The organism is Streptomyces aculeolatus (genome assembly GCF_020400605.1).
In the GTDB taxonomy this organism is placed as follows: domain Bacteria; phylum Actinomycetota; class Actinomycetes; order Streptomycetales; family Streptomycetaceae; genus Streptomyces; species Streptomyces aculeolatus.
The window spans coordinates 775580-801078 of sequence record NZ_JAINRD010000001.1 but is presented as its reverse complement, the minus strand read 5'-3'; the positions used below and the strand labels follow the sequence as shown (position 1 = coordinate 801078).

Here is a 25499-nt window from a genome sequence, read left to right as displayed (position 1 = left end):
GGGGACTCCTCCGGTTGCGCGTCGGGTGGGACTACTTGCGTACCCAACAACCGGCGCGCCGCGGACCTTCCGCGCGGCGGCGCGGAGATCGCGTCACCCGGGCGGCGGCAGGACGAGCGCGGTGGCGACCGCCGCGAGGCCCTCGCCGCGGCCGGTGAGCCCGAGGCCGTCGGTCGTGGTGCCGGAGACCGACACCGGCGCCCCGGCCGCCGCCGACAGCGCCGCCTGCGCCTCCGCCCGCCGCTTGCCGATCTTCGGCCGGACGCCGATCACCTGGATCGCGACGTTGCCGATGCGGAAGCCGGACGCGCGGACGATACGGGCCGCCTCGCCGAGCAGCGCGACGCCCGCGGCGCCGGACCACTCCGGGCGGTCGGTGCCGAAGTGCGCGCCGAGGTCGCCGAGGCCCGCGGCGGAGAAGAGCGCGTCGCAGGCGGCGTGCGCCGCGACATCGCCGTCGGAGTGGCCGTCGAGGCCGTGGCTCTCGCCCTCCCAGAGCAGGCCGGCGCACCACAGCTCGCGCCCCGCCGCGAAGGCGTGCACGTCGGTGCCGACGCCGATGCGCGGCAGCACGCCGTACGCACCGGGCGTACCCGGCCCGCCGGGGGCACCGGAAGCACCGGCGGGGCCGGCCGGGCCGGTCTGCGAAGGCGGCACGTCAGAAGGCATCCGTCGCCCTCCTGCGCGCCAGCACGGCCTCGGCCAGCACCATGTCCAGCGGCCGCGTCACCTTGAACGCCTCCTCGTGCCCGGGTACGAGCACGACCTCGACGCCCAGCCGCTCCACCATGCCCGCGTCGTCCGTGGCGCCGTCGCCGGCGGCGGGCACCTTCTCGTGCGCCTCGGCGAGCACCCGGCGGTCGAAGCCCTGCGGGGTCTGGACCGCGCGCAGGGCGGCGCGCTCGGGGGTGGCGACGACCGGCTCCGGGCTGCCCGGTTCGCCGCCGGGCACGACCTGCTTGACGGTGTCGGTGACGGGCAGCGCCGGTACGACGGCGGGCGCCCCGGCCCGTACCGCTTCGGCGACGGCCTCCACGGTGTCGACCGGGACGAGCGGGCGGGCGGCGTCGTGCACGAGAACGACGCCGACGTCGTCGGGGAGCGCCGCCAGGCCCAGGCGTACGGAGTCCTGGCGGGTGTCGCCGCCGGGGACGACGACGACCTCGGTCGAGTCGAGCTGCCCCAGGTGGTCGTCGAGCAGGGTGCGCACCTGCGCCGCCTCATCCGGCGGGCCGACCACGACGACCAGGGACACCGCGCGGGCCCGGGCGAGGGCGCGTACGGCGTGCACGAGCATCGGCGTGCCGCCGAGGGCGCGCAGGGCCTTGGGCGCGCCCGGGCCGAGCCGGACGCCGCGGCCGGCGGCGGGGATCACCGCGGCGCATCTGAGCGGGGCGGACGGGTCCGAGTGGCCGGGCCGGGTCCGTACGGACGCGGCGGGCGAGTCGGACGAGCCTGACGGAGACATTGCGGTGTTCAGGTTTGTGTCCTTGGACGACATGGGTATGGCCAAAAGCGTGCCGGGCACGTGCTTCGTGCCCCCACCGCGGAGCTCGCTGCGACCCCCTTCCGTGACGCACATGGTCGCAGCAGCTCACCGGGCCCGGCACGGCGTGTCCACATGAAAAAAGGGACAGCCGTCGGCCCGATGCGCCGCACGCGAGCATACGCACGCGTGGCGCAGGAGCCTACGGCTGCCCCGAGACCCGGCACGCTTTCAGGCCGTCGGATGACGCGAAAGGACGAGCGGGGACAAACGGACGACCACGTAGGACGTGACCGGGCAGCGCCGACACGCCGGCGTCGGGATCGACACCGGGACCGACGGAGAGTGGGCGCTTTTACGCCACGCGGCTTCGCGCCGCACAGCCGACGGCCGGTACCACGGCAGCCGACGCAACGGCAGCCGATCACCGGACGACGACAGCAGGCACCGACGCGGTGGCACAGAACGCAGCCGCGCAACCTCACCGGGCAGCCACGGCGACGCCCGGCGATCGGGCGATGCCGCAGCCGTCACGGCCACGGCGCCCGGGGGCACCGCCGACGTGACGTGAGGCGACGTCAGGCGCCGTTCAGGACGCCAGCACCTCGTCGAGCAGCGCTTCCGCCTTGTCCTCGTTCGTGCTCTCGCACAGCGCCAGCTCACTCACCAGGATCTGACGGGCCTTGGCGAGCATCCGCTTCTCTCCGGCGGAGAGACCGCGCTCGCGCTCCCGGCGCCACAGATCCCGGACGACCTCCGCGACCTTGATCACGTCGCCCGAAGCGAGCTTCTCCAGGTTCGCCTTGTACCGCCGGGACCAGTTGGTGGGCTCTTCCGCATACGGCGCACGCAGCACCTCGAAGACCCGCTCCAACCCTTCCTGGCCAACCACATCGCGTACCCCGACGAACTCGGCATTGTCCGCCGGCACGCGCACCGTCAAGTCGCCCTGCGCGACTTTCAGCACCAAGTAGGTCTTGTCCACACCTTTGATCTGGCGAGTTTCGATGGCCTCGATCAGCGCGGCCCCGTGATGGGGATAGACCACGGTGTCGCCAACCTTGAACGTCATGTGACAGGTACCCCTTCCGTGGCTATCCAGGGTAACACGGCACAGGCCGCTTCTGAATGGCGTTTTCGCAGGTCAGGGCCCGTCTCGGGGCTTGACAAGCGACCCTGGAACGTGCTTCGGCCGCTGCCGGAATCACGGTTTCTGCAGGTCGGATGGCCTCTGCGGGAAACCCGAAACGCGCAGGCCACCTGCCGCCGGAAGGTTCGACAGAGCGGCGATCGTCCCGATTTGTCGGAGTCGGCCGGTGAAGTCGTGCTGCTCCGTTCGGCCGATCACGAATGAATCCGGCCGGATTCCCGGAATTGATCACGCAGGCTGTGATCGATATCCCCGATCTCCCTCCGCAGCTCTTCCCCCGGTACTTCCAACACCGCTTCCCACGCGAATATTGCCGGGCATTAGCACTGCCGTACGCGCGACCCCCGGCGAAGGCGCGCGGGAGGCGAGAGGGCGGGTCGGGTCCGTGCCCTCAGAAGGGGGTCGGTACTGTTCCCTCCAGCACCAACGTCACCGCAGCCAAGCCGAACCGGCCTTCACGTCCAAGGAGATGCCGCCGCCGTGAGCAGCAGCATTCGACGCGGCACGCTCGCCGCGACCGCCCTCGCTCTCTCGCTCGCCGTCCTCACCGCGTGCGGGGCGGGCAACAACGCCGAGACCCTGAAGATCAACCCCGACAACGCGCGTGTCACCGCCGGCGACATCAGGATCCAGAACGCGGTGGTCATCACGCCGGCGGAGGCCGACGGGCCGGCCGCGGTCTCCGCGCGCATCTTCAACAACGGCGACCGGGACCAGGCGCTCCAGCGGCTGACGCTCGCGGACAGCGGCGAGGAGCTGGAGCTGTCCGGCAGGAACGGCCGGGGCGGCGTGGTGGTGCCGGCGGGCGGCTCGGTGATGCTGGGCGGCGAGGGCCACGCCTCCGCGGTGCTGCCCGACGGGCACGACGCCGGGCACGGCGCGACGAAGAAGCTCGCGTTCGAGTTCAGCGGGGAGGGCGAGGTGGAGCTGGCCGCGTTCATCGTCGCGGACGACGGCGAGTACGCGCCGTGGGCCGCCACCGAGTCGCCGAGCCCGCTGGAGACCGGGACCTCCTCCCCCGACGCCGAGCCGGGCGCGGGCGAGCCCGGCGAGTCCGGCGAGGACGCCGACACGGGCACGGACGCCGCCGAGGGCGCGGACGGCACCGGCACCGACGACTCCTCGACGCCGGCGGACGCCGGCGCCACCGGCGACGCCGCCGAAGGCACGCCGGGCGAGGACGGGGCGACGTCCTCGGACAGCCCGGTCAGCGAGCACTAGGGTCTGTCTGCAATCTCGCGTCTGCGGCGCGACGCCTGGCACGCACGCTCGCTGCGTTGTCGGGATCGACCGAATAGGCCCACTATGCGGTCGACCCTCCGCCTTGCGATCGCACGCACCAGACGCCGCGCCGCCCGCCCTTCGGGCGAACGACGCGAGATTGCAGACAGACCCTAGGCAGCTCACGGGGCGGTACGCCCCGGCGCCCCGGCGCTGCCGCGCGCCGGGGCCGGGTTCCCCCTAGTTCCGTACGGCGCATGCGCACGCGCACCCGCCGCACCGGCCGCTCTACGGCTCGAACTTGTAGCCCAGGCCGCGGACCGTCACCAGGTACCGCGGCGCGCCCGGGTCCGGCTCGATCTTCGCGCGCAGCCGCTTGACGTGGACGTCGAGGGTCTTGGTGTCGCCGACGTAGTCGGCGCCCCAGACCCGGTCGATGAGCTGCATCCGGGTCAGCACCCGGCCGGCGTTGCGCAGCAGCATCTCCAGCAGGTCGAACTCCTTGAGCGGCAGGTCGACCTTGCCGCCGGCGACCGTGACGACGTGCCGGTCGACGTCCATCCGCACCGGGCCGACCTCCAGCGCCGCCGGCTCGGCCTCCTCCGGTTCGCCGCGGCGGCGCAGGACCGCGCGGATCCGGGCGACCAGCTCCCGGGAGGAGAAGGGTTTCGTCACGTAGTCGTCGGCTCCTATCTCCAGCCCGACGACCTTGTCGATCTCGCTGTCCTTGGCGGTCACCATGATGACCGGGACGTTGGACCGGCCGCGCAGCTGGCGGCACACCTCCGTGCCGGGCAGCCCCGGCAGCATGAGGTCCAGCAGCACCAGGTCGGCGCCGTTGCGGTCGAAGTCGTCGAGCGCCTCGGGGCCCGTGGTCGCCACGGCCACCTCGAAGCCCTCCTTGCGGAGCATGTACGACAGTGCGTCGCTGAACGATTCCTCGTCCTCGACGACAAGAACCCGGGTCACGCTCTGACCTCCGAGGGGGACGGACAGCACGGGGATGGGGAGGCCGGGCGGCGGGGGGTGGGGCCGCGCCGGGCGGTGGGCACGCGGGTCACGGAATGACCTCCGGAGCTGTGTCGGGCGCGTCGGTCCCGTCGAGCCGGAGCCGGTCCTCGCCGTCGAGGTCCTCCGGGCCGATGAGAGCTCCGCTGCGGCCGGTGTCGGGCCGGCCGGCCTTCGGACGTGCGGCCTCGGGCAGCCGCAGGGTGAACGTGGAGCCCTGGCCCTCAGCGCTCCACACCGTGACCTCCCCGCCGTGCGAGGCGGCCACGTGCTTGACGATGGCGAGACCGAGACCGGTCCCGCCGGTGGCCCGCGAGCGCGCCGGGTCGACCCGGTAGAAGCGCTCGAAGACCCGCTCGCGGTCTTTCTCGGAGATGCCGATCCCCTGGTCGGTGACCGCGATCTCGATGAGGTCGCCGCCGGGGGCGGGCAGCCGGCGGGCCGCGATGCCGACCCTGGTACGGGCCGGGCTGTAGTTCACGGCGTTCTCCACCAGGTTGCCCAGGGCCGCGGCGAGCTGGCCGCGGTTGCCCCAGACACGGAGTCCGGCCGTGCCGCCGGTGGCGATGGTTATCTGCTTGGCGCCGGCCTGCTGCCGGCACCGCTCTATGGCCTCGCCGACCAGCTCGTCGGCCCGTACCGGCTCGGCGTCCTCCAGCGGGTCGTCGTTCTGCACCCGGGAGAGGTCGATCAGCTCCTGCACGAGGCTGGTCAGCCGGGTCGCCTCGCCCTGCATCCGGCCGGCGAACCGCTCCACCGCCTCGGGGTCGTCGGCGGCGTCCATGACCGCCTCGGAGAGCAGGGACAGGGCGCCGACGGGGGTCTTCAGCTCGTGGCTGACGTTCGCGACGAAGTCGCGGCGGACGGCCTCGATGCGGCGGGCCTCGGTCATGTCCTCGACGAGCAGCAGGACGAGCCGGGAGCCGAGCGGCGCGACGCGGGCGGAGACCGCCAGTGCCTCGCCGCGTCCGCTGCGCCGCGGCAGGTCCAGCTCCACCTGCCGTATCTCGCCGTCGCGCCGGGTGTCGCGGGCCATCGCCAGCATCGGGTCCACCGCCAGCCGGCCGCCGCGGACCAGCCCCAGGGCGTACGCCGCGGAGCTGGCCTTGACCACGGCGTCGTCCTCGTCGAGCACGACGGCGGAGGAGCGCAGGACGGACAGGACGGTGTCCACGCCAGGCGGCAGCACCGCGTCCGTGTGCAGCGAGGTGCGCGTGGGCCTGGCCTGCTCACGCTCGCTCCACCGGAACGCGAGCACCGCGATCACGCCGGTGCAGAGCCCGGCGATCGCCGCCGCCGCGGCGACAGCTGCGTCCACGTCCATGTCTCCAGGTTAGGCACCTCGTGCACCCCTTCCACAGCCATCCGGGTGCGGTCTCGAACACTGGTCGCCAAGAGTTCACCCTCAGGTCGGTCTCGATTCACTAAGTGGCGCGTCGTCCCCTGCATGGTGGATGCTGCATAAATCGGCAAAGAGGACGGACGGACACTGGGATGCGCGACTCTTACCACGAGGAGCTCGACTCGATCGGCGAGGGCCTTGTCGACATGGCCCGGCTGGTCGGCTCCGCCATGGGCCGTGCGACGGCGGCGCTGCTCGACGCCGACCTGCAGCTCGCCGAGAGCGTGATCGCGGGCGACGAGAAGGTGGACGACCTGCAGCGCGAGCTGGAGACGCGGGCCATCCAGCTGCTCGCCCGGCAACAGCCCGTGGCCACGGATCTGCGCATCGTGGTGACGTCGCTGCGGATGAGCGCCGACCTGGAGCGCTCCGGCGACCTGGCCAAGCACGTCGCCAAGCTCGCCCGGCTGCGCTACCCCGGCCGCTGCGTCCCCGACGACCTGCACGCCACCGTGCTGGAGATGGGGCAGCTCGCGCAGCGGCTGATGGCGAAGGCCGCGGAGGTCGTCACCACCAAGAACGTCGACCTGGCGCTGGAGCTGGAGCAGGACGACGACAGGATGGACTACCTGCACCGCAAGATCTTCCAGCACCTGATGGACGACCGCTGGAAGCACGGCATCGAGACCGCGGTGGACGTGACGCTGATCGGCCGCTACTACGAGCGCTTCGCCGACCACGCCGTGTCCTGCGCCGGCCGGGTGGTGTACCTGGTGACCGGCGAGCACGCCGACGAGCTGAGCGCGACGGCGCCGGTCGAGGGGGCGTAGCCGCCGGAGCGCGGGGGCACGGCCCCCGCGCGCGCCCGGCGCGCCCGCAGGCGGCTCACGCGCCGGGCGCGGCTTCGGGGGCGTACGGCCGTACGACGGCCGGAGATGCATCCGCGCGCCCGCATGTGCGCCCCGGCCGCCGGGGCAGCCTTCCGGTGGAAGGGAACACCCTGCTAGGAGGTCCCGCATGCCGGAAGAATTCACCTCCCGCACCCGTGCCGACCCGCGCGCCACGGCACGGCCGCCGCGGATGCGCCCGAAGATGACCCCGCTGCCGAAGCTGAGGGCCTGTAGCTGCGGCCCCGGCTGCTCCTGCGGGTGCCAGTCGGGCGGGTCGTGCAACTGCGGCGGGAGCTGCGGCTGAGCCGCCGGACGACGCCTGCGACGAGACGCCCGCAGCCCCTGCCCTGACGACGCCGGGCAGGGGCTGCGGTGTACGCGTACGGGCTGTGCTCGCGGGCGGTCCGTACGCGGTGTCCGTGGCGGGGGCGCTCCCCCTACTTCTTGCCCTGGTTCGCCACCGCCTGGATCGCCGAGGCCGCCGCCTCCGGGTCGAGGTAGGTGCCGCCGCTGCCGACGGGGCGGAGGTCGGAGTCCAGCTCGTACGCCAGCGGGATGCCGGTGGGGATGTTCAGACCCGGGATCTCCTCGTCGGGGATGCCGTCGAGGTGCTTGACCACCGCCCGCAGGCTGTTGCCGTGCGCCGCGACGAGCACCGTCCGGCCGGCCTGGAGGTCCGGCACGATGCTGTCGTACCAGTACGGCAGGGCGCGCTCCAGCACGTCCTTCAGGCACTCCGTCTTCGGCCGCAGCTCGCTGGGGATGTGCGCGTAGCGCGCGTCGTGCGCCTGCGAGAACTCGCTGTCGTCGGAGATCGGCGGCGGGGGCGTGTCGTACGAGCGGCGCCAGGTCATGAACTGCTCCTCGCCGAACTCGGCGAGCGTCTGCGCCTTGTCCTTGCCCTGCAGCGCGCCGTAGTGCCGCTCGTTGAGGCGCCAGGAGCGGGCGACCGGGATCCAGTGCCGGTCGCAGGCGGCCAGCGACAGGTTGGCGGTCCTGATGGCGCGCTTGAGCAGCGACGTGTGGACGACGTCCGGCAGCCAGCCGGCCTCGCGCAGCAGCTCGCCGCCGCGCACCGCCTCCTTCTCGCCCTTGTCGGTGAGGTTCACGTCCACCCAGCCGGTGAACAGGTTCTTGGCGTTCCAGTCGCTCTCTCCGTGGCGGAGGAGGATCAGCTTGTACGGTGCGTCGGCCATGGCACCGAGCCTAATCGAGCGGCCGGGCCCCCACCCCGCGGGCCCGGATTGACGGCAGCCGTCAATTCGGTGGCGAAACGGCGACCCCGCTTCGTAACATCCCCTTACTTGTCGCGCCACTTACATCCGGGGGTTCCGCCGTGCCCGTCGCCCGCATCGGTCGCGCCACCCGCGAGACGGTCTCCGGCCTGCCCCGCGAGTTCTGGTGGCTGTGGACCTCCACGCTCGTCAACCGGCTCGGCGGCTTCGTCGCCACCTTCATGGCCCTGTACCTGACGCAGGAGCGCGGCCACTCCGCCTCGTACGCCGGCCTGGTCGCCGCGCTGTACGGGCTCGGCGGCGTGATCTCCTCGCTCGGCGGCGGCGTGCTCGCCGACCGCCTGGGGCGCCGGCCCACGCTGATGCTCGCGCAGTCCTCGACCGCCGTGACCGTCGCCGCGCTCGGCTTCACCACCCACCAGGCGGCCATCCCCGCCGTCGCGTTCGCCGTCGGCATGGCGTCCAACGCCTCCCGGCCCGCGGTGCAGGCGATGATGGCGGACATCGTCCCGCCGAAGGACCGCGTACGGGCCTTCTCCCTCAACTACTGGGCGATCAACCTGGGCTTCGCGATCTCCTCCGCCGGCGCCGGCTTCATCGCCGAGTACAGCTACCGGGCCGGCTTCCTCATCGAGGGCGCCATGACCCTGATCTGCGCGATCCTCGTCTTCATCAAGCTCCCGGAGTCCCGGCCGGAGCGCCCCGCGGGCGCCGCGGGCGAGGCGGCGGACTCCGTGCGCCTCGGCACGGTGGTGCGCGACGGGCGGTTCATGGGGGTCGTCGGGCTGTCGTTCCTGATCGCGCTCATCTTCATGCAGGCGTACGTCTCGCTGCCGGTGGCGATGGGCGATCAGGGCTTCTCCAGCTCGGACTTCGGGATCGCCATCGCCGTGAACGGCGTGCTGATAGTCGTCATGCAGATACCGGTGACCCGGTTCATCGAGCACCGCGACCCGCGGATGCTGCTGATCGTCTCCTCGCTGCTGGCGGGGTACGGGTTCGGGCTCAACGTGTTCGCCGGCTCGGTCGCCGTGTACGCCCTCGTCGTCTGCGTCTGGACGCTCGGCGAGATCGTCAACGCGCCGACGCAGACGAGCATCGTCGTCCGCCTCTCCCCCGTCCACGGCCGCGGGCGGTACCAGGGCATGTACACCACGTCCTGGGCCGTCGCGTCGCTCGCCGCCCCGCTGCTGGGCGGGTGGATCATCGACGAGGCCGGGGCGGAGTGGCTGTGGGGCGGGTGCGCGGCGATGGGCACCGTGGCGGCGGCGGGGTACGCGCTGCTGATGCGCGGGCTGCCGACGGAGGACCCGGTTCCGGCCACGGAGGCGGTCGTGGAGCCGGCCGCGCCGGCCGGGTCGGCTGTGGGGGCGCCCGTGGCGGCCCCCGTGGAATCGGCCGAAAATGCTGTTGAGGAATCGTCCACCAGGTCGATGTAGCAGCCTCATACGTCACACGGGTAGCGTCTGCCCCTCGGAAGAGCCCACCATTCCGGTCCGAGGGGGACGTACATGTCCGACCTTTACATCGACAACGCCATGCTCAAACGCGTCCGCCACAACCTCGCCCACATCGGCGAAGTCCTGGACAAGCCGGCCCGCGCCATGGCCGATGTGGACGCCAGGGCCATGGGGGCGAGCGCGCTGGAGCGGCGCATGGACGAGTTCGGCGACGAGTGGTCGTACGGGTTCGGCCAGTTGCGTAAATTCGCCAAGGGTGCGGCGGAGGCGCTCGACCAGATCGAGAAGGGCTTCGCCGACCTCGACAAGGACCTCGCGGCCGCGCTGTCCGAGGCGGCGCGGAAGTGAGCGCACCCACCGCCGCGGACTACCCCACGCTGGGCTTCGTGCCCTGCCCCGGCGACTACGACACGGCCAAGGACACCGCCGCCACCGTCCGCCGCACCTCCGACGCGCTGGGCGAGATATGCCGGGTCCTGGAGGGCGCCGACGAGGGCGACTGGCGCGGCAAGGCCGCCGACGCCTTCCGGGCGCTGCTGGCCGACGACTTCCGCCCGAAGGTGAAGGACGCGTACAGCGCCTTCTCCACGGCCCGCACGGTGCTCACCGACTGGGCCGAGAACATCGACCGCCAGCAGCGGGCGGCGGCGCGGCTGGAGGACGAGGCCGCGGAGCTGAAGCGGACGGCGGACGCGGAGGCGAAGAAGGAAGCGGAGAAGGAAGCAGAGGGGGACGGGAAGGGCGGGGACGGTAAAGGGGAGAAGGGCGCGGATGCGGGCTCCGGATCCGACGAGGACCCCCTCGCCGACGTACGCCGCCGGGCGCGCAGCCTGCACGACGACTACGAGCAGGAGGGCCGCGAGGCCGCCACCCGGCTGCAGAAGGCCCTCGACATCGCCCCGAACGAGCCCGGCTTCTGGGACAAGCTCGGCGACGCGGTCGGCGGGGCGCTGGAGGCCATCGGCCAGGCCGTGACCGACCCGATGGGCACGCTCGCGGAGCTGGCCCCGCTCTTCAAGACGCTCGGCGACATCGCCGGCCTGCTCAGCACCGTCACCGGACTCCTCGCGCTCGTCCCCGGGCTGCAGTTCCTCGGCGCGGCCTCGCTCGCGCTGGCGGGCGTCGCGCTCGTCGCCCACTACCTCTCCGCGGTCGGCACCACGGGCAGCTTCCTCAAGGCGCTCACCACCAAGGACGTCATCATGGACGCCATCGGCTTCGGCCTGGGCAAGCTCGGCGCGCGCTTCGGCGACGAGATCCTGGCCGCCGCCAAGGCGAGCAACCAGCCGACGCGGATGGTCGCCCAACTCGGCGGCCGGCTGCCGGCGATGGAGCTGCCGCAGGGCTACTTCCAGCTCGCGCGCGGGGCGTCGTACAGCATGAGCGTCCGCGAGTTCGGCATGCGCACCGGGCAGTACTTCACCACCTGGACCGGCAACGCCTTCACCGCCGAGGGCTCGCACGACACCATCGAGACCGCCGGGAAGCTGCTCACCTGGGACTTCGGCCCGCTGACGAACAAGGACACGGTGGCGCCATGGGCACGCTGACCCCCGGCAGGATCCAGTTGTACGCGCCCGTCGACTGGTTCGACCTGATGGCCGACGGCGGCGACCGCGAGGCGACCCGGGCCCGCTGCGCGGAGCTGGTGCGGCTGACGTACCCGCGGACGGCGGCGGAGCGGCGGGAGCAGTTCACCGACGCGCTGGTGGCGTGGCACGACGTGCTGTACGCGGACGGGGTGCTGATGAACGGCATCGTCACGGCGCCGCTGCCGAGCAGCGGGGAGCAGGCGGCGTGGCTGGTGTTCGCGGGCGTGGTGGCGGTGCCCGAGAGCCCGTCGGACCTGGACCTGGGCGAGTTGATGACGTCGGTGTTCGCGGAGCACTACGGCGCGGCGCCGGCGTACACGGAGGCGTACGCGACGGACATGGGGATGGGGTTCGGCTTCGTGGCGCAGCCGGCGCTGCCGGCGGCGGTGGCCGCGGGCGCGGCGGTCGAGGGCGCCGGGGGCGCCGGCGACGGGCCGGTGCAGGTGGGGCTGGCCGGTGCGCTGGCCACGCCGGTGGGCGGCGGACTGGGCCTGCTGGTCGTCGGTACGAGCCTGAATCCGCTGCAGGCCGGGGAGTTGGCGGGGCTGGTGGCGGTGATCGCGGGCCGGTCGGTGTTCGTGGACGAGGCACCGGATGCGTACGGGCCGACGGGGTAGCGGCTCGGGGAACCCGGTGAGCCCGGCCGAGATCGTCGACGTCCACTGGCGGGCGGTGCGGTGCAGCTCCGCACACCGCACCGCAAGGAACTGATCGCGGCCCTGCGGGCGGCGGGGGTCCGGGTCCCCCGCTGAGGCGCGGGTGCGCGGCGGTCGGCTCGTGCGGAGGACGCCTGGCGGTCGGCGGCCGCGCCCGCGCACCGACCCGCATGCCCCGCGCCGCGGGCGGGCCCGCGGAGGTGCGGCGCGCGGGCTCGTACGCTGGGGGTCATGGCCTCTCCGCAGCGACCCGGGCGCCCTCCGCGCCACGCGCGGGCCGCGCGGCCGGTCGGGGCGGTGACGCGGGGGACGACCAACCCCAACCGGCTGCGCCGCATGGACCGCTGGATCGCCGCCGCGCACGGGACCGCCCTGCGCCGCACCGCGCGGGCCGCGGGCCGGGCCGTCGCCGTCGACCTCGGTTACGGCGCCGCCCCCTGGACCGCCGTCGAGCTGCTGGAGCGGCTCCGTACCGCCTGCCCGCTGGCCGAGGTCGCCGGCGTGGAGATCGACCCGGAGCGGGTGGCGGCGGCGCGGCCGTACGAGCGCGACGGGCTGACCTTCGTGCGCGGCGGGTTCGAGGTGCCGCTCCCCGGCGGCACCCGCCCGGTACTCATCCGCGCCGCCAACGTGCTGCGGCAGTACGGCGAGGAGGAGGTGCCGGCGGCGTGGGCGCGGCTCACGGCGCGGCTCGGCCCGGACGGGTTGCTGGTGGAGGGCACCTGCGATGAGGCGGGGCGCCGCCACGTGTGGCTGGCGCTGGGCCCGGAGGGCCCCCGCACCGTCACCTTCGCCGCCCACCTGGCGAGCCTGGAGGCGCCCTCGGACCTGGCGGAGCGGCTGCCGAAGGCGCTGATCCACCGCAACGTCGCGGGGGAGCCGGTGCACGCGTTCCTCCGCGACTTCGACCGGGCGTGGGCCACGGCCGCCCCGTACGCGCCGCTGGGCGCGCGGCAGCGCTGGATCCGTACGGCGAGCGCGCTGTCCGCGGACTGGCCCCTGGCCGACGGCCCGGGCCGCTGGCGCCAGGGCGAGCTGACGGTGGCCTGGCGGGCGGTGGCCCCGCGGGGCTGGGGGTTGTAGCCGCCTGCGGCCGGGCGCGGACACCTGGCTCCGGCAGGAGGCGCGCCGGAGGCACCCGCCCGCGGCGTGCGCGGGCGCCGGGGGCGCCCGCCCGCGGCAGCGCGGCGGTCACCCGCACGCATGCCCGGCCGCGGCCTTCCGCGCGCGCCGCCTGCCGGCGGCAGCCCGCACCGCGGCCGGCCGCGGCCCCGGCGGGCCGTCGTGCCGCGCTCCCGCACCGGCCCTCCCGGGGGCCCTCCGCGGGGGCGGGAATGAAGCCGCCACCCCCGGTGTTCACTTCCTCACGGCGGGGATGACGGCGAATGCGAGGAGGAGACAGCAGCCGTGAGCCACCACCTGTCCCGGTTCCGCGCGCTCTCGCGGCACCGGCGACCGCGTCGCGTCGCCATGCTCTCCGTGCACACCTCGCCCCTCCACCAGCCCGGTACGGGCGACGCCGGGGGCATGAACGTCTACATCGTCGAGCTGGCCCGCCGGCTCGCCGAGATCGGCGTCGAGGTCGAGGTCTTCACCCGCGCCACCACCGCCGCCCTCCCCCCGGCCGTCGAGCTGGCGCCCGGGGTGCTCGTACGCCATGTGGCCGCCGGCCCGTACGAAGGGCTGGCCAAGGAGGACCTGCCCGCGCAGCTCTGCGCGTTCACCCACGGCGTCATGCAGACCGAGGCGAGCCACCGCCCCGGCTACTACGACCTCGTGCACTCCCACTACTGGCTCTCCGGCCACGTCGGCTGGCTCGCCGCCGAGCGCTGGGGCGTGCCGCTCGTCCACGCCATGCACACCATGGCCAAGGTCAAGAACGCCGCCCTCGCCACCGGCGACAGCGCCGAGCCGCCCGCCCGCGTCATCGGCGAGAGCCAGGTCGTACGGGCCGCGGACCGGCTCGTCGCCAACACCGACGACGAGGCGCACGACCTGGTCCACCACTACGACGCCGACCCCGCCCGCGTCGCCATCGTGCGCCCCGGCGTGAACCTCGACGTCTTCCGCCCCGCCCCGCCCGGCGGGCCCGCCGCACCCGGCGCCCGCGCCGAGGCCCGCGCCGCTCTCGGGGTGCCGCAGGACGCCTTCGTGCCGCTGTTCGCCGGCCGCATACAGCCCCTCAAGGCCCCCGACGTGCTGCTGCGCGCCGTGGCGCTGCTCCTGGAGCGGACGCCGGCGCTGCGCGAGCGGCTGGTGGTGCCGGTGGTGGGCGGGCCGAGCGGGAGCGGGCTGACCAAGCCGGAGGCGCTGCAGAAGCTGGCGGCGCGGCTGGGGATCTGCGACGTCGTACGGTTCACGCCGCCGGTGGCGCAGGAGGCGCTGGCGCGCTGGTTCCGGGCGGCGTCGGTGCTGGTGATGCCGTCGTACAGCGAGTCGTTCGGGCTGGTCGCGCTGGAGGCGCAGGCGTGCGGGACGCCGGTGGTGGCAGCGGCGGTCGGCGGGCTGCCGGTCGCGGTGCGCGACGGCGTCACGGGGCTGCTGGTCGACGGCCACGACCCGGCGGACTTCGCCGCCGCGCTGGGGCGGCTCGCCGCCGACGCGGCGCTGGCCGGCCGGATGGGCGCGGCGGCGGCCGGGCACGCGGCGGGCTTCGGCTGGGACGCCGCCGCCCGCGCGACGGCCGACGTGTACGCCGCCGCGATCGCCGGGCACCCCGGCGGCGTACGGCCTCGCCTACGATCGCCGCATGGCTGAGGCGAGCGAGGCGGGCGGGCACACCGCGGGCGAGGTAGTCGAGGACACGCTGCGCGAGGCGGGGATCGAGTACGAGTCGCCCGCGCCCGGCACGTACGTCGTCTCGCTGCCCGGCACCCGGAAGCTGTCGACGACCTGCCAGCTCATCGTCGGCCGGCACTCCCTGTCGGTCAACGCCTTCGTGATCCGCCGCCCCGACGAGAACGAGGCCGGCGTCCACCGCTGGCTGCTGGAGCGCAACACCCGGCTGTACGGGGTGGGGTTCGCCGTCGACCGGCTCGGCGACATCTACCTCGTCGGGCGGCTGCCGCTGGCGGCGGTGACGCCCGAGGAGTTGGACCGGGTGCTGGGCACGGTGCTGGAGACGGCGGACGGCAGCTTCAACAGGCTGCTGGAGCTGGGGTTCGCGACGGCGATCCGCAAGGAGTACGCGTGGCGTACCGCGCGCGGGGAGTCCACGCGCAACCTGGACGCGTTCACGCACCTCACACGCGCGGAGCAGCCGCCGGAGTAGCGCGGAGCGCGTCCAGCATCCGCTCCAGCGCCGCCCAGGTGTCGGCGAGGTCGCCGGGGCCGGCGTCGGCGGCCAGCCACAGCGCCGCCTCGTTCATCGCGCCGGACAGCAGGTGCGCCAGCGGCGCCACCGGCTGCGGCGCCACGACGCCCGCCGCCACCAGCTCCGCCAGCGCCTCCGTCAGATGCCGCGCGGAGGCGGCCTCGTCCATCGCCCGCCACTCGCTCCACCCCAGCACCGCGGGCCCGTCGACCAGCATGATCCGCTGCAGCTCGGGGTCCGTGCTCGCGGCCAGGAACTCGCGGCAGCCGGCGGTCAGCTGGTCCCACGGGTCCGGGTGCCGCTCGGCGGCCTCCGCGACGCGCCTGCCGACCTCCTGCTGCGCCTCCTCCAGTACGGCGCGGAAGAGGTCCGCCTTGCCGTCGAAGTGGTGGTACAGCGCGCCCTTCGTCACGCCGGAGGCGCGCACGATCTCGGCCAGCCCCACGGCCCCGTAGCCCCGGCTCGCGAAGAGCCGCCGGCTCTCGCGCAGCAGCACCCGCCTGGTCTGCGCCCGCTGCTCCGCCCTGACTCCGCCGCGCGCGGCCATACACGCCTCCCCATTTGACGTACCGATGGTATGCGAACTACGGTTTTGACATACCGATGGTACGCGAAAGGAGTCGGCCATGGAGCTGACCAGTTTCTATCCCGTGATCGGCACGAGCCGGCTGACCGAGTCGCGCGACTTCTACGTCCGGCTGATGGGCTTCGAGGTGACCTTCGAGGCCGACTGGTACGTGAGCCTGCGCCGGCCGGGTGACCCGCCGTACGAGCTGGCCCTGCTCGACCCCGCCCACCCCACGGTCCCCGAGGGCTACCGCGAGGCCGCGCGGGGGCTGCTGCTCAACTTCGAGGTCGCCGACGTGGACGCGGAGTGGGAGCGGCTCGTCGTACGCGAGGGGCTGCGGCCCGAGCTGGAACTGCGCAGCGAGGACTTCGGGCAGCGGCACTTCATCGTCGCGGACCCGAACGGGATCCTCATCGACGTGATCACGCCGATCGCGCCGACCGGGGAGTTCGCCGAGCAGTACGCGACGGCGTAGGGACGCCGGGGCCCCTCAGGCCGCGTCGGAGGGCAGGGCCGCCAGCAGCGCGTCGACGAGGGCGCGGTCGTGCGGTTGGCTCAGCCGCCGGCGGGCCGCGGCGGGCGGCAGCCACACGACGCGGTCCACCTCGTCGTTGGGGACGAACGCCCCGGCGCCCGCCCGCGCGGCCCAGTAGCGGACCTCCTTGGGGCGGCCGTCGGCGACCCGGTAGCGGGTCGTCGGCAGCGGGGCGCCGGGCTCGCAGGCCATGCCGGTCTCCTCGGCGACCTCGCGGAGTGCGGCGGCCAGGGGCTCCTCACCGTGCTTGAGCTTGCCCTTCGGGTGGGACCAGTCGTCGTACTTGGGCCGGTGGACGAGGGCGATCTCCAGCCCGCCGGGGGCCCCGTCGGCGGCGGGCGCGGTACGCCACAGGACGCAGCCGGCGGCGCGGATCAGGTGGACCGGGTGCCCCTTCACGGCTGCTCCCCTCTCGCCTGCCAGAGCCTGCCGAAGGTGAAGCGGGCGGCCTCCACCTCGTGGCGCTGGTCGGCGTGGAGGACACCGAGGGCGTAGGCCGTGGCGGGGGCGATCCGGGGGGTCGCGGCGGCGGAGGCGGCAGCGGCGGCGGCCTCGACGGCCTCGCGGTCGCGGTCGAGCGCGGCGCCCGCGGCGGGCAGCGGCGGGCCCGCGGGGCGTACGGGGACGGTGCCGGGCGGGCACGCGGCGAGGATCTCCGCGGCGTGCCGGGCGCGGCGGACAAGGGCGTGCACGTGCCGCCAGGGGACGTCGTCGCGGTCGTCGGCGGCGGGGGCGCCGGCGGCGGCACGGCGGGGGGCGGCCAGGCCGCGGGCGAGGGCGGCGGCGTTGTACGGGCGGCCGGCGCGGGCCAGCGGCAGCGCGGCGACGGCGGCGGCCAGCAGGCGGCGCAGCTCGTCGTGGTGCTCGGGCAGCGTGGCGGCGGAGCGCCGGGCGGCGCCGGTCAGCGGCGCGTCGGAGACGAGCAGGGCGACGGCGTCGGCGAGCGCGTGGTACCGCGCGGACGTCAGCGCGTCCAGCGCCTCGGAGTGCGCCCGGCTCCGCGCCAGCCCCAACCGCCGCTGCAGCAGCGCCCCGGCCCGCGCCGCCCCCACGGCTCGCGGGCCGCCTGCCGCGGGCACGGCGGCGGTGGCCACCCCGGTACGGCGCCCACCGTCGCCGGCCGTCCGCCCGGAACCGGCTCCGGACACCGCCGTGCCCGGCGCGGGCCGGGTGGAGGCGGAGACGCCGGGGGCGGCACCGGAGGAAGGGGAGATGCCGGAGGAAGGGGAGATGCCGGAGGCGGGTCGCCCGGCCCCGTCCCGGGACCGGCCACCGCGGGCCGCGCCCGCGAGCGCGCCGCGCGTGGCACCGTCCGGCCGCCGCTCCGCGGCGGTGGCGGCGCCTGCGGCGGTGGTGGCGGCCTCCGGGCCCGGCCCGCCGGGTCCACCCGCCATCAGGGCGCCGCCCGCGGGCGCGGCTCCCCCGCCGCTCCCGGACCGCGCCCCCGGCACCGCACCGCCGGCACGGCCCGTACCGGCCGGGCCCGGGCTCCCGCCCGGCCGTCCCGCCGCACCCCCGGCCGCGAGTTCCGCCACCGGGCCGGGGGCACCCGCACCCCCGGCCGTCGTCTCCACGTCCACGGCCCGGCCCCGGTCCGCCGCGCCGACCGCGAGGTCGCCCGCGCCGGCCGCGAGGTCAGCCGCCTCCTCCTCCCCCGACAGCCGGCGCAGCGCCGCCACCAGCCGGTCCCGGCGGGCCGCGTACACGTGCTCGCGCAGCACCGTCGTGCCCAGCCAGTACAGCTCGCCCTCCAGCCGCTCCGCCCACTCCGCGTCCAGTAACGGACCGAAGCTGCCCAGCGCGTCCGCGATGCGGAACGCCGCGTCGTGGACCGCGCCCGCGACGGCCGCGGCGTCCGCCTCCGCGCCCGGGTCCTGCGCCGGGAGGTCCCGCAGGCCGCGCAGCAGCTCCGTGGCCTGCGTGCTCAGGTACCCCGCCAGCACCTCGCCCGCGGCGGTCGTGCCGCCGCCCGGCGCCGCGGTGGCCGCCACGGATGTCTCATGCCGCGATGACACGCCGGCGCCTCCGGGCGTCGATGAGCATTTCCTGTACGTTCGCCAGCCGGCTCCCCGCGTCGTCCACCGCGTTGCGCGTCCAGTCGCCGTTGGAGTCCAGGTGCCAGGAGTCGACGGTGTCCGACATCCCCGTCTCCAGCAGCCGGCTCAGCGCCTCGCGGTGTGCCGGGTCCGCGACCCGGACCAGCGCCTCGATGCGCCGGTCGAGGTTGCGGTGCATCATGTCCGCGCTGCCGATCCACACCTCCGGCTCGCCCCCGTTGCCGAAGGCGAAGACCCGGGAGTGCTCCAGGAACCGGCCCAGGATGCTGCGTACCCGGATGTTCTCCGACAGGCCCGCCACCCCCGGCCGCACCGCGCAGATGCCGCGCACCCAGATGTCGACCGGGACGCCCGCCGTCGAGGCCCGGTAGCAGGCGTCGATGACGGCCTCGTCGACGATCGAGTTGACCTTGATGCGTACGTACGCGGGCTGGCCGGCCCGGTGGTGCGTGATCTCGCGGTGGATCCGGTGGACCAGGCCCTCGCGCACCGACGTGGGCGCGACGAGCAGCCGGCGGTAGTTCTCCCGCCGCGAGTAGCCCGAGAGCCGGTTGAAGAGGTCGGAGAGGTCCGCGCCGACCTGCGGGTCGGCGGTCAGCAGGCCCAGGTCCTCGTAGAGCCGGGCGGTCTTCGGGTGGTAGTTGCCGGTGCCGACGTGGCTGTAGCGGCGCAGGGTCTCGCCCTCCTGCCGTACGACCAGCGACAGCTTGCAGTGCGTCTTCAGCCCGACGAGCCCGTACACGACGTGGCAGCCCGCCTCCTCCAGCTTCCGCGCCCACTTGATGTTCGCCTGCTCGTCGAAGCGCGCCTTCAGCTCCACCAGCACCAGCACCTGCTTGCCGCTCTCCGCCGCGTCGGTCAGGGCGTCGACGATCGGCGAGTCGCCGGAGGTGCGGTACAGCGTCTGCTTGATGGCCAGCACGTCCGGGTCGGCCGCGGCCTGCTCCAGGAACGCCTGGACGGAGGTGGAGAAGGAGTCGTAGGGGTGGTGCAGCAGCACGTCCCGCTCGCGCAGCGCCCCGAAGATGTCGGGCGCCGACGCCGACTCGACCTCGGCGAGGTCGCGGTGCGTGCCGGCGATGAACTTCGGGTACTTCAGCTCCGGCCGGTCCTGCGTCGCGATGCCGAAGAGCCCGGTGAGGTCGAGCGGACCCGGCAGCGGGTAGACCTCGGCCTCGGAGATCTTCAGCTCGCGCACCAGCAGGTCCAGCACGTACGGGTCGATGGACTCCTCCACCTCCAGCCGCACCGGCGGCCCGAAGCGGCGCCGCATCAGCTCCTTCTCCAGCGCCTTGAGCAGGTTCTCCGCGTCGTCCTCCTCGACCTCCAGGTCCTCGTTGCGCGTGACCCGGAAGGTGTGGTGCGCGAGGACCTCCATGCCCGGGAAGAGGTCTTCCAGGTGCGCGGCGATGACGTCCTCCAGCGGCACGAACCGCTGCGCCCCGCCGACCGTGGCGGTCTCCAGGAACCGCGGCAGCAGCGGCGGCACCTTGACGCGGGCGAAGTGCCGGTGGCCGCTGACGGGGTTGCGGACGACGACCGCGAGGTTCAGGGAGAGTCCCGATATGTACGGGAACGGGTGCGCCGGGTCGACGGCCAGCGGCGTCAGCACGGGGTAGATCTGCTGCCGGAAGAGGGTGAAGAGCCGGGCCTGCTCCTTCTCGCCCAGGTCGGCCCAGCGGATGAGCTGGATGCCCTCGTCGGCCAGCGCCGGCTGCACGTCCTGCTGGAAGCAGGCGGCGTGCCGCGCCATCAGCTCGCGCGAGCGGTTCCAGATGAGGTCCAGCACCTCGCGCGGCTGCAGCCCGGAGGCGGAGCGGGTGGCGACGCCGGTGGCGATGCGGCGCTTGAGGCCCGCGACGCGCACCATGAAGAACTCGTCCAGGTTGCTGGCGAAGATCGCGAGGAAGTTCGCGCGCTCCAGCAGCGGGGTGGCCGGGTCCTCGGCCAGCTCCAGGACCCGTTCGTTGAAGGCCAGCCAGCTGCGCTCGCGGTCCAGGAAGCGGCCCTGGGGCAGTTCCTCGTCCGCCTCCCGGCCGTCGTAGTCGTCGGCGTCGGCGTCGATGTCCGGGTCGATCTGCTGGGCCGCCCGCTGCATGGCGGGGGCCACCGCGTGCGGGCGGCGGGCGGCGATCGAGCCCACCGACGGCTGGGCCGGCTGCGCGGGCTGGGCGGCGGTGACGAGGGGCGAGCTGTCGTCCATGCCCCTATTCTCCCGTGTCCGGGCCCGACCCGGCACGGCGGAGATGTTCGCGGCGGAGCGCTGCATCCACCGATGGTCGCAACCGCGGTTGAACCGAGGGTAACGACGCGGCCAACCCTCGGTGCCGGTACGGGCCCGCCCGCCCCGGTCAGCCCTCCGTGCGGTACATCAGGTCCGTCTCGTGGGTGCGGAAGCCCATCCCCTCGTAGACGGCGACCGCCGGCGCGTTGTCGGCGTCCACGTACAGCATGGCCGTCGGCATGCTGCGGTCGTACGCCAGGTGGCGCAGCCCGATGGTCGTCAGCGCCTTGCCGAGCCCGCCGCCCTGCGCGTCGGGGTGCACCCCCAGGACGTACACCTCGCCGAGCTGCTCCGCGCTGTGCACCTTCGTCCAGTGGAAGCCGACGACCTTCCCGGCGCGCTCGGCGAGGAAGAAGCCGCGCGGGTCGAACCACGGCTCCGCCTTGCGGTCGTCCAGGTCGGCCTGCGTCAGCGAGCCCTGCTCGGGGTGGTGGGCGAAGGCGGCGGCGTTGACGGCCAGCCACTCCGCGTCGTCCTCGCCCGGCCGGAACGTACGCACCGTGACCCCCGCCGGCAGCCGCGGCTCCGGCGCACCCTCCCCCGCGAACCCGTCGAGCGGCATGCGCAGCTGGCGCAGCTCGCGGAAGAGCGTGAGGCCGAGGAGCTGCGCCAGGTGCCGGGCCGCGGGGTGGCCGCCGTGCGCCCACAGCCGCATCCGCTGGCCGGACTCGGTGAGCAGCGCGCGGCCCAGCGCCCGGCCGTGGCCGCGGCGGCGGTACGCGGGGTGGACGACCAGCTCGGCGGCGGGCGGCTCGACGGGGTCGGTCTCCTCCAGCTGCGCGTAGCCCGCGGGTTCCGTGCCGTCGTAGAGGAGGAGGTGCTTGACGCCGTCGCGGTGGCCTCTGCGCAACGTGAGCCGGCCCTGCTCGGAGACGGCCTGCCGGCCGTCGGTCCCGGCGGCGGCGTCGATGATGCCGAGCACGGCGTGGGACTGGGACGGCGTGAGCTCGTCGAGCACGTCGATGCGCCTGCCGCGCGGCTTCCCCGTGTCGGTCGTACCTGACTCCGTCATGGAGTGAAGCCTAAGGCCAGCGGGGCGCCGGACAAGCTTTGGGAATAGTTCAGTCCTTGTTGGAGACGCGCTACGCGCGTCGACCCTAAGCTGCCGAGCGGTGTTTCCGCGTCGCGCCGAGGGGGCGTTCATGGTGAGGTCTCGAAGAGCACAGCGGCCAGGCAGCGTTCGTACGACCCGGAGGGGGCGCCGGGCCGCGGCGGGCGTGGCCGCGCTCGCGGTCGCCGGCAGCCTCTTCGCCGCCGCACAGCCGGCGGGCGCGGACAGTACGGACCGGGCCGGCGGGGCGGACCGCAAGGACCGCGGCCGCACCGTCGACGTCCAACTGCTGTCCTTCAACGACTTCCACGGCAACCTCGAACCCCCGCAGGGCTCCTCGGGACAGGTCACCGAACTCCAGCCGGACGGCTCGAAGAAGAACATCGAGGCCGGTGGCGTCGAGTACCTCGCCACCGCCCTGCGCGACGCCCGCGAGGGCAACCGCTACTCCGTCACCGCCGCCGCCGGCGACCTCGTCGGCGCCAGCCCGCTGATCTCCGGCCTCTTCCACGACGAGCCGGCCGTCGAGGCCATGAACGGCCTCGGCCTCGACGTCGCGGGCGTCGGCAACCACGAGTTCGACGAGGGCCTCGCCGAACTGCGGCGCCTCGAGGACGGCGGCGACCACCCCAAGGACGGGAGCTACCGGGAGGGCCGCACCTTCGGGGGCGCCGACTTCCCCTACCTCGCCGCCAACGTCACCGAGGAGAAGACCGGCAAGCCGGCCCTCGACCCGGTGTACGTGTGGAAGGAGCGGGGCGTGAAGATCGGCTTCATCGGCGTGACGCTGGAGGCGACCCCCGACATCGTCTCCGCCGAGGGCGTCGCGGGCCTGGAGTTCCACGACGAGATCGAGACGATCGACAGGTACGCGAAGCAACTGCGGCGGCAGGGCGTGGAGTCCATCGTCGCGCTGGTCCACGAGGGCGGGTTCCCCGCGGCCTCGGCGGGCGGCGCGTACAACTACGACTGCGACAGCCCCGGTCCGGGCGCCGGGATCTCCGGGCCGGTCGCCGAGATCGCCGAGGGCACGACGGCGAGCGTCGACGCCTTCGTCACGGGCCACACCCACCAGCCGTACGCCTGCACCATCCCCGACCCGGAGGGCAACGCGCGCAGCGTCACCTCCGCGTCGTCCTTCGGCCGGCTCTACACCGACACCACGCTGACGTACGACCGCCGCAGCGGCGACATCGTGCGCACGGCGACCGAGCTGCCGGACGCCGAGAACCACGTGGTCGACCGCGAGCGGCCGAAGGCGCCGGACATGACCTCGCTGATCGAGGAGTGGAACGCGCTCGCCGAGCCGATCGCCGCCAAGCCCGTCGGCTGGGTCTCCGGCGACGTGCCGCGCTCCGGCACCGAGTCGCCGCTCGGCGACCTCATCGCGGACGCGCAGCTCGCGCACGCCAGGACGCTCGACGAGAGCGCGGTGCTGGCGCTGATGAACCCGGGCGGGATCCGCGCGGACATCACGTACGCGGCGTCCGGCGGCGAGGGCGACGGGGTCGTCACCTACGGGGAGGGCTTCACGGTCCAGCCGTTCTCCAACACCGTGAACCTGACCACCCTGACCGGCGAGCAGCTCCTGAAGGTGCTCCGCGAGCAGGTCGGCGGCGCCAACGAGGCGTCGCCGAAGATCCTCCAGCCGTCCGCCGGGCTGACCTACACCCTGGACTTCACGAAGTCGGGCGCCGACCGCGTCGTCGCCGACTCGGTGAAGCTCGACGGGCAGCCGCTCGACCCCGCGGCCACGTACCGGGTCGCGGTGAACTCGTTCCTCGCCGGCGGCGGCGACGGCTTCCCCACCCTCGCCGAGGGCACGGACCCGCTGGTCGGCGGGGACGACCTGGCGGCGCTGGAGACGTACCTGACGGCGAACTCCTCCGCGGACGAGCCGCTGGCGCCGCCGGCCGCGGACCGGATCACGGTGGTCGGACAGCCGTAGCCGGGGCGGACCGCCTCGCAGGACGGAGGGGTGGGCGGCGGAGCGGCCGGAACCGCTCGCGCCGCCCACCCCCTTCTGCTGTGATGGTCCCCCGGCGCGTCCACCGCCGACTCCCCGGCGGGACGGGCCCTTTCCGGCCTTCAGCGCAGCCCTCTCCCGGCAGGACGGTCACCATGAGCAGCGACGAGGACGCCGTACCCGCGGCGGTCGACCCCACCGTGCCGCACGCGGCGCGGATCTGGAACCACTGGATGGGCGGCAAGGACAACTACGCGTCCGACCGGGCCGCGGGCGACGCCGTGGCGCAGGTGTACCCGGACATCGTCGTCATGGCCCGGCAGTCCCGCCAGTTCCTCATCCGCGCCGTGTCCCACCTGGCCGGCGAGGCCGGCATCCGGCAGTTCCTCGACATCGGCACCGGCCTGCCCACGATGCAGAACACCCACGAGGTGGCGCAGCAGACCGCCCCCGAGTCCCGCATCGTGTACGTCGACAACGACCCGCTGGTGCTGGCCCACGCCCGCGCCCTGCTGCGCAACAGCCGCGCCGAGGGCGTGACCTCCTACGTCCACGCCGACTACCACGACCCGGAGCGGATCCTCGCCGGGGCGGCGGAGACCCTGGACTTCGGCGAGCCGGTGGCGGTGATGTTCATGGGCGTCCTGGGCTACGAGCCGGAGCTGGGCGAGCTGCTCCGCATCACCGGCCGGGTCATGGCCGCCGTGCCGTCGGGCAGCCACCTGGTGCTGTGGGACGGCACCGACACCGGCGCGGCCGTCGTCGAGGGCGGCGAGAAGCTCATCGAGGCCGGCGGCGTCCCGTACCACCTGCGCGGCCCGGACGAGCTGGGCCGGTGCTTCGAGGGGCTGGAGCTGCTCGAACCGGGCATGGTGCCGATCACCCAGTGGCGCCCGGCCTCGGCGAAGGTGGGCGCGGCCAGGCCGATCGACGCGTACGGCGCGGTGGGGCGCAAGCCGTAGGCGCCGGCGCCCCACCCGGCCCTGCCGGACCTGCCGGCTAGAAGTTGAAGACGTGCCCGCCGGTCGCGAGGTCCGCCATGCAGGGGTTGGGGAAGACCTCGGAGACGTAGTCGACGGGCTTGCCGCGCCAGGTGCCGGTGGCGTGCAGCTCGACGGGGTCGTACTGCATCGTGCACGCGCCCTGCTTGTCGCTCAGGTCCTCGAACCGCCCGTCGACCTTCGTCAGGTCCGTGCAGGCCGACTCCGCCGCCGGGTGCGTGCCCCCGACGGGTTCGCAGTTCAGGTACGTGAAGCCGCCCTTGGCGCGGTCGCTGACGTACTTCGTCGTCAGCCGCAGGTGCGTGGCGTCGAACGGCTCGGGCAGCGGGCGCTCGGCTGAGGCGGTGGCGGCGGCGGTCAGCGGCAGCAGCACGGCGGCCGCGGTGGCGGCCAGGAAGGCGGCGAGGGGCCGGACGGTCATGGGGGGTTTCTCCTCGGTGGACGTGACGCGGAGGCGTCGGGCGTCTGGCACGTCAGAGATACCCCAGTCGGTCAGCGGCGCGCGGCACCGTCACCCGAAGGAGGCATGTCCTTCGATTCGGCTCCCCTGGCCCGTACGGGGGACGCGGCCGGTTCCGCGGCCCCCGTACGGACTACGCCGACCGGCCCGGCCCTGGGCCCTGTCTGACAAATCCCGCCTGTGTCGCGACGCCTGGCACGCACGCTCGCTGCGTTGTCGGGATC

24 protein-coding genes are annotated in these 25499 nt (G+C 74.2%); 12 read left to right on the top strand and 12 right to left on the bottom strand.

All coding sequences use genetic code 11. The features are described from left to right. Nucleotides 1–93: 93 nt before the first annotated feature. The 3 genes from ispF to LG396_RS03510 all read right to left on the bottom strand — a co-directional run bounded on the left by ispF (nucleotide 94) and on the right by LG396_RS03510 (nucleotide 2558). The gene (gene ispF / locus LG396_RS03520) at nucleotides 94–669 is read right to left on the bottom strand and encodes a 2-C-methyl-D-erythritol 2,4-cyclodiphosphate synthase (RefSeq protein WP_225793513.1); all 576 of its coding nucleotides are present in this window, start codon (nucleotides 667–669) and stop codon (nucleotides 94–96) included. Beyond that, the gene (gene ispD, locus LG396_RS03515) at nucleotides 659–1468 is read right to left on the bottom strand and encodes a 2-C-methyl-D-erythritol 4-phosphate cytidylyltransferase (protein ID WP_018841452.1); all 810 of its coding nucleotides are present in this window, start codon (nucleotides 1466–1468) and stop codon (nucleotides 659–661) included. The genes ispF and ispD overlap by 11 nt, the downstream gene beginning before the upstream one ends. 607 nt (nucleotides 1469–2075) lie before the next feature. Further along, the gene (locus LG396_RS03510; protein ID WP_018836077.1) at nucleotides 2076–2558 is read right to left on the bottom strand and encodes a CarD family transcriptional regulator; all 483 of its coding nucleotides are present in this window, start codon (nucleotides 2556–2558) and stop codon (nucleotides 2076–2078) included. Between the two features lie 558 nt (nucleotides 2559–3116). On the opposite strand from LG396_RS03510, the gene LG396_RS03505 reads away from it, so the two are divergent. Beyond that, on the top strand, nucleotides 3117–3857 hold the full coding sequence (locus tag LG396_RS03505) for a hypothetical protein (protein WP_100299785.1): 741 nt from the start codon (nucleotides 3117–3119) through the stop codon (nucleotides 3855–3857). Nucleotides 3858–4145: 288 nt separating this feature from the next. Here the strand turns inward: LG396_RS03505 and phoP are convergent, their stop codons facing one another. After that, nucleotides 4146–4826 carry a two-component system response regulator PhoP gene (phoP, locus tag LG396_RS03500; protein WP_018836075.1) on the bottom strand — a complete coding sequence of 227 codons (681 nt, stop codon included), beginning with the start codon at nucleotides 4824–4826 and terminating at the stop codon, nucleotides 4146–4148. A gap of 88 nt (nucleotides 4827–4914) precedes the next feature. Next, nucleotides 4915–6189, bottom strand: coding sequence for a two-component system sensor histidine kinase PhoR (gene phoR / locus LG396_RS03495; RefSeq protein ID WP_018836074.1), 1275 nt, complete (start codon nucleotides 6187–6189; stop codon nucleotides 4915–4917). Nucleotides 6190–6359: 170 nt separating this feature from the next. On the opposite strand from phoR, the gene phoU reads away from it, so the two are divergent. Then, nucleotides 6360–7037, top strand: a complete 678-nt coding sequence (gene phoU / locus LG396_RS03490; RefSeq protein WP_018836073.1) for a phosphate signaling complex protein PhoU — start codon at nucleotides 6360–6362, stop codon at nucleotides 7035–7037. 497 nt (nucleotides 7038–7534) lie between these two features. Here the strand turns inward: phoU and LG396_RS03485 are convergent, their stop codons facing one another. Continuing rightward, a complete protein-coding gene (locus LG396_RS03485) occupies nucleotides 7535–8293 on the bottom strand; it encodes a phosphoglyceromutase (RefSeq protein WP_225793512.1) in 759 nt (252 codons plus the stop codon). 140 nt (nucleotides 8294–8433) lie between these two features. On the opposite strand from LG396_RS03485, the gene LG396_RS03480 reads away from it, so the two are divergent. From LG396_RS03480 to LG396_RS03450, 7 genes are all read left to right on the top strand, one after another. After that, complete coding sequence (locus LG396_RS03480) at nucleotides 8434–9771, top strand: MDR family MFS transporter (RefSeq protein ID WP_225793511.1); 1338 nt, start codon at nucleotides 8434–8436, stop codon at nucleotides 9769–9771. 72 nt (nucleotides 9772–9843) lie between these two features. Then, nucleotides 9844–10140, top strand: a complete 297-nt coding sequence (locus LG396_RS03475; RefSeq protein WP_018836068.1) for a hypothetical protein — start codon at nucleotides 9844–9846, stop codon at nucleotides 10138–10140. Then, nucleotides 10137–11342 carry a WXG100 family type VII secretion target gene (locus tag LG396_RS03470; RefSeq protein WP_225793510.1) on the top strand — a complete coding sequence of 402 codons (1206 nt, stop codon included), beginning with the start codon at nucleotides 10137–10139 and terminating at the stop codon, nucleotides 11340–11342. Before LG396_RS03475 ends, LG396_RS03470 begins: the two co-directional genes overlap by 4 nt. Further along, nucleotides 11330–12001 carry a hypothetical protein gene (locus LG396_RS03465; protein WP_225793509.1) on the top strand — a complete coding sequence of 224 codons (672 nt, stop codon included), beginning with the start codon at nucleotides 11330–11332 and terminating at the stop codon, nucleotides 11999–12001. Before LG396_RS03470 ends, LG396_RS03465 begins: the two co-directional genes overlap by 13 nt. Nucleotides 12002–12271: 270 nt before the next feature. Continuing rightward, nucleotides 12272–13123 (top strand): class I SAM-dependent methyltransferase, encoded by an 852-nt coding sequence (locus LG396_RS03460; RefSeq protein ID WP_225793508.1) that lies wholly within the window; start codon nucleotides 12272–12274, stop codon nucleotides 13121–13123. A gap of 324 nt (nucleotides 13124–13447) precedes the next feature. Next, entirely contained in the window at nucleotides 13448–14797 is a 1350-nt protein-coding gene (gene mshA, locus LG396_RS03455; protein ID WP_225793507.1) for a D-inositol-3-phosphate glycosyltransferase, read from the top strand. Continuing rightward, the gene (locus LG396_RS03450) at nucleotides 14790–15311 is read left to right on the top strand and encodes a type III secretion system chaperone family protein (protein WP_225793506.1); all 522 of its coding nucleotides are present in this window, start codon (nucleotides 14790–14792) and stop codon (nucleotides 15309–15311) included. Before mshA ends, LG396_RS03450 begins: the two co-directional genes overlap by 8 nt. On the opposite strand, the gene LG396_RS03445 is transcribed toward LG396_RS03450, so the two are convergent. Further along, a complete protein-coding gene (locus tag LG396_RS03445; protein WP_225793505.1) occupies nucleotides 15283–15900 on the bottom strand; it encodes a TetR/AcrR family transcriptional regulator in 618 nt (205 codons plus the stop codon). The genes LG396_RS03450 and LG396_RS03445 overlap by 29 nt on opposite strands. A gap of 79 nt (nucleotides 15901–15979) precedes the next feature. On the opposite strand from LG396_RS03445, the gene LG396_RS03440 reads away from it, so the two are divergent. Continuing rightward, nucleotides 15980–16396 carry a VOC family protein gene (locus LG396_RS03440; RefSeq protein ID WP_027768581.1) on the top strand — a complete coding sequence of 139 codons (417 nt, stop codon included), beginning with the start codon at nucleotides 15980–15982 and terminating at the stop codon, nucleotides 16394–16396. A gap of 15 nt (nucleotides 16397–16411) precedes the next feature. Here LG396_RS03440 and LG396_RS03435 read toward each other — a convergent pair whose 3' ends face one another. From LG396_RS03435 to mshD, 4 genes are all read right to left on the bottom strand, one after another. Further along, complete coding sequence (locus tag LG396_RS03435; protein WP_225793504.1) at nucleotides 16412–16855, bottom strand: NUDIX hydrolase; 444 nt, start codon at nucleotides 16853–16855, stop codon at nucleotides 16412–16414. Continuing rightward, a complete protein-coding gene (locus tag LG396_RS39105; RefSeq protein WP_443729171.1) occupies nucleotides 16852–17991 on the bottom strand; it encodes a hypothetical protein in 1140 nt (379 codons plus the stop codon). The genes LG396_RS03435 and LG396_RS39105 overlap by 4 nt, the downstream gene beginning before the upstream one ends. A 463-nt stretch (nucleotides 17992–18454) precedes the next feature. Then, a complete protein-coding gene (locus LG396_RS03425; protein WP_018836058.1) occupies nucleotides 18455–20716 on the bottom strand; it encodes an RNA degradosome polyphosphate kinase in 2262 nt (753 codons plus the stop codon). 148 nt (nucleotides 20717–20864) lie between these two features. Beyond that, on the bottom strand, nucleotides 20865–21809 hold the full coding sequence (gene mshD, locus LG396_RS03420) for a mycothiol synthase (RefSeq protein WP_037749770.1): 945 nt from the start codon (nucleotides 21807–21809) through the stop codon (nucleotides 20865–20867). A gap of 130 nt (nucleotides 21810–21939) precedes the next feature. Here mshD and LG396_RS03415 point away from each other — a divergent pair, with 130 nt between their 5' ends. Together LG396_RS03415 and LG396_RS03410 are read left to right on the top strand one after the other, a co-directional pair. Continuing rightward, entirely contained in the window at nucleotides 21940–23796 is a 1857-nt protein-coding gene (locus LG396_RS03415; RefSeq protein WP_263978685.1) for a bifunctional metallophosphatase/5'-nucleotidase, read from the top strand. Nucleotides 23797–23969: 173 nt separating this feature from the next. Next, nucleotides 23970–24776 (top strand): SAM-dependent methyltransferase, encoded by an 807-nt coding sequence (locus LG396_RS03410; RefSeq protein ID WP_225793503.1) that lies wholly within the window; start codon nucleotides 23970–23972, stop codon nucleotides 24774–24776. Between the two features lie 37 nt (nucleotides 24777–24813). Here the strand turns inward: LG396_RS03410 and LG396_RS03405 are convergent, their stop codons facing one another. Beyond that, nucleotides 24814–25236 (bottom strand): SSI family serine proteinase inhibitor, encoded by a 423-nt coding sequence (locus LG396_RS03405; protein WP_037749761.1) that lies wholly within the window; start codon nucleotides 25234–25236, stop codon nucleotides 24814–24816. Nucleotides 25237–25499: the final 263 nt, after the last annotated feature.

What these genes read in the sequence shown, in the direction of transcription:
- ispF (WP_225793513.1), bottom strand. Translation starts at nt 669, where the DNA reads ATGCCTTCTGACGTGCCGCCTTCGCAGACCGGCCCGGCCGGCCCCGCC.
- ispD (WP_018841452.1), bottom strand. Translation starts at nt 1,468, where the DNA reads ATGTCTCCGTCAGGCTCGTCCGACTCGCCCGCCGCGTCCGTACGGACC.
- LG396_RS03510 (WP_018836077.1), bottom strand. Translation starts at nt 2,558, where the DNA reads ATGACGTTCAAGGTTGGCGACACCGTGGTCTATCCCCATCACGGGGCC.
- phoR (WP_018836074.1), bottom strand. Translation starts at nt 6,189, where the DNA reads ATGGACGTGGACGCAGCTGTCGCCGCGGCGGCGGCGATCGCCGGGCTC.
- phoU (WP_018836073.1), top strand. Translation starts at nt 6,360, where the DNA reads ATGCGCGACTCTTACCACGAGGAGCTCGACTCGATCGGCGAGGGCCTT.
- LG396_RS03485 (WP_225793512.1), bottom strand. Translation starts at nt 8,293, where the DNA reads ATGGCCGACGCACCGTACAAGCTGATCCTCCTCCGCCACGGAGAGAGC.
- LG396_RS03475 (WP_018836068.1), top strand. Translation starts at nt 9,844, where the DNA reads ATGTCCGACCTTTACATCGACAACGCCATGCTCAAACGCGTCCGCCAC.
- LG396_RS03465 (WP_225793509.1), top strand. Translation starts at nt 11,330, where the DNA reads ATGGGCACGCTGACCCCCGGCAGGATCCAGTTGTACGCGCCCGTCGAC.
- LG396_RS03460 (WP_225793508.1), top strand. Translation starts at nt 12,272, where the DNA reads ATGGCCTCTCCGCAGCGACCCGGGCGCCCTCCGCGCCACGCGCGGGCC.
- LG396_RS03450 (WP_225793506.1), top strand. Translation starts at nt 14,790, where the DNA reads ATGGCTGAGGCGAGCGAGGCGGGCGGGCACACCGCGGGCGAGGTAGTC.
- LG396_RS03445 (WP_225793505.1), bottom strand. Translation starts at nt 15,900, where the DNA reads ATGGCCGCGCGCGGCGGAGTCAGGGCGGAGCAGCGGGCGCAGACCAGG.
- LG396_RS03440 (WP_027768581.1), top strand. Translation starts at nt 15,980, where the DNA reads ATGGAGCTGACCAGTTTCTATCCCGTGATCGGCACGAGCCGGCTGACC.
- LG396_RS03425 (WP_018836058.1), bottom strand. Translation starts at nt 20,716, where the DNA reads ATGGACGACAGCTCGCCCCTCGTCACCGCCGCCCAGCCCGCGCAGCCG.
- mshD (WP_037749770.1), bottom strand. Translation starts at nt 21,809, where the DNA reads ATGACGGAGTCAGGTACGACCGACACGGGGAAGCCGCGCGGCAGGCGC.
- LG396_RS03415 (WP_263978685.1), top strand. Translation starts at nt 21,940, where the DNA reads ATGGTGAGGTCTCGAAGAGCACAGCGGCCAGGCAGCGTTCGTACGACC.
- LG396_RS03410 (WP_225793503.1), top strand. Translation starts at nt 23,970, where the DNA reads ATGAGCAGCGACGAGGACGCCGTACCCGCGGCGGTCGACCCCACCGTG.
- LG396_RS03405 (WP_037749761.1), bottom strand. Translation starts at nt 25,236, where the DNA reads ATGACCGTCCGGCCCCTCGCCGCCTTCCTGGCCGCCACCGCGGCCGCC.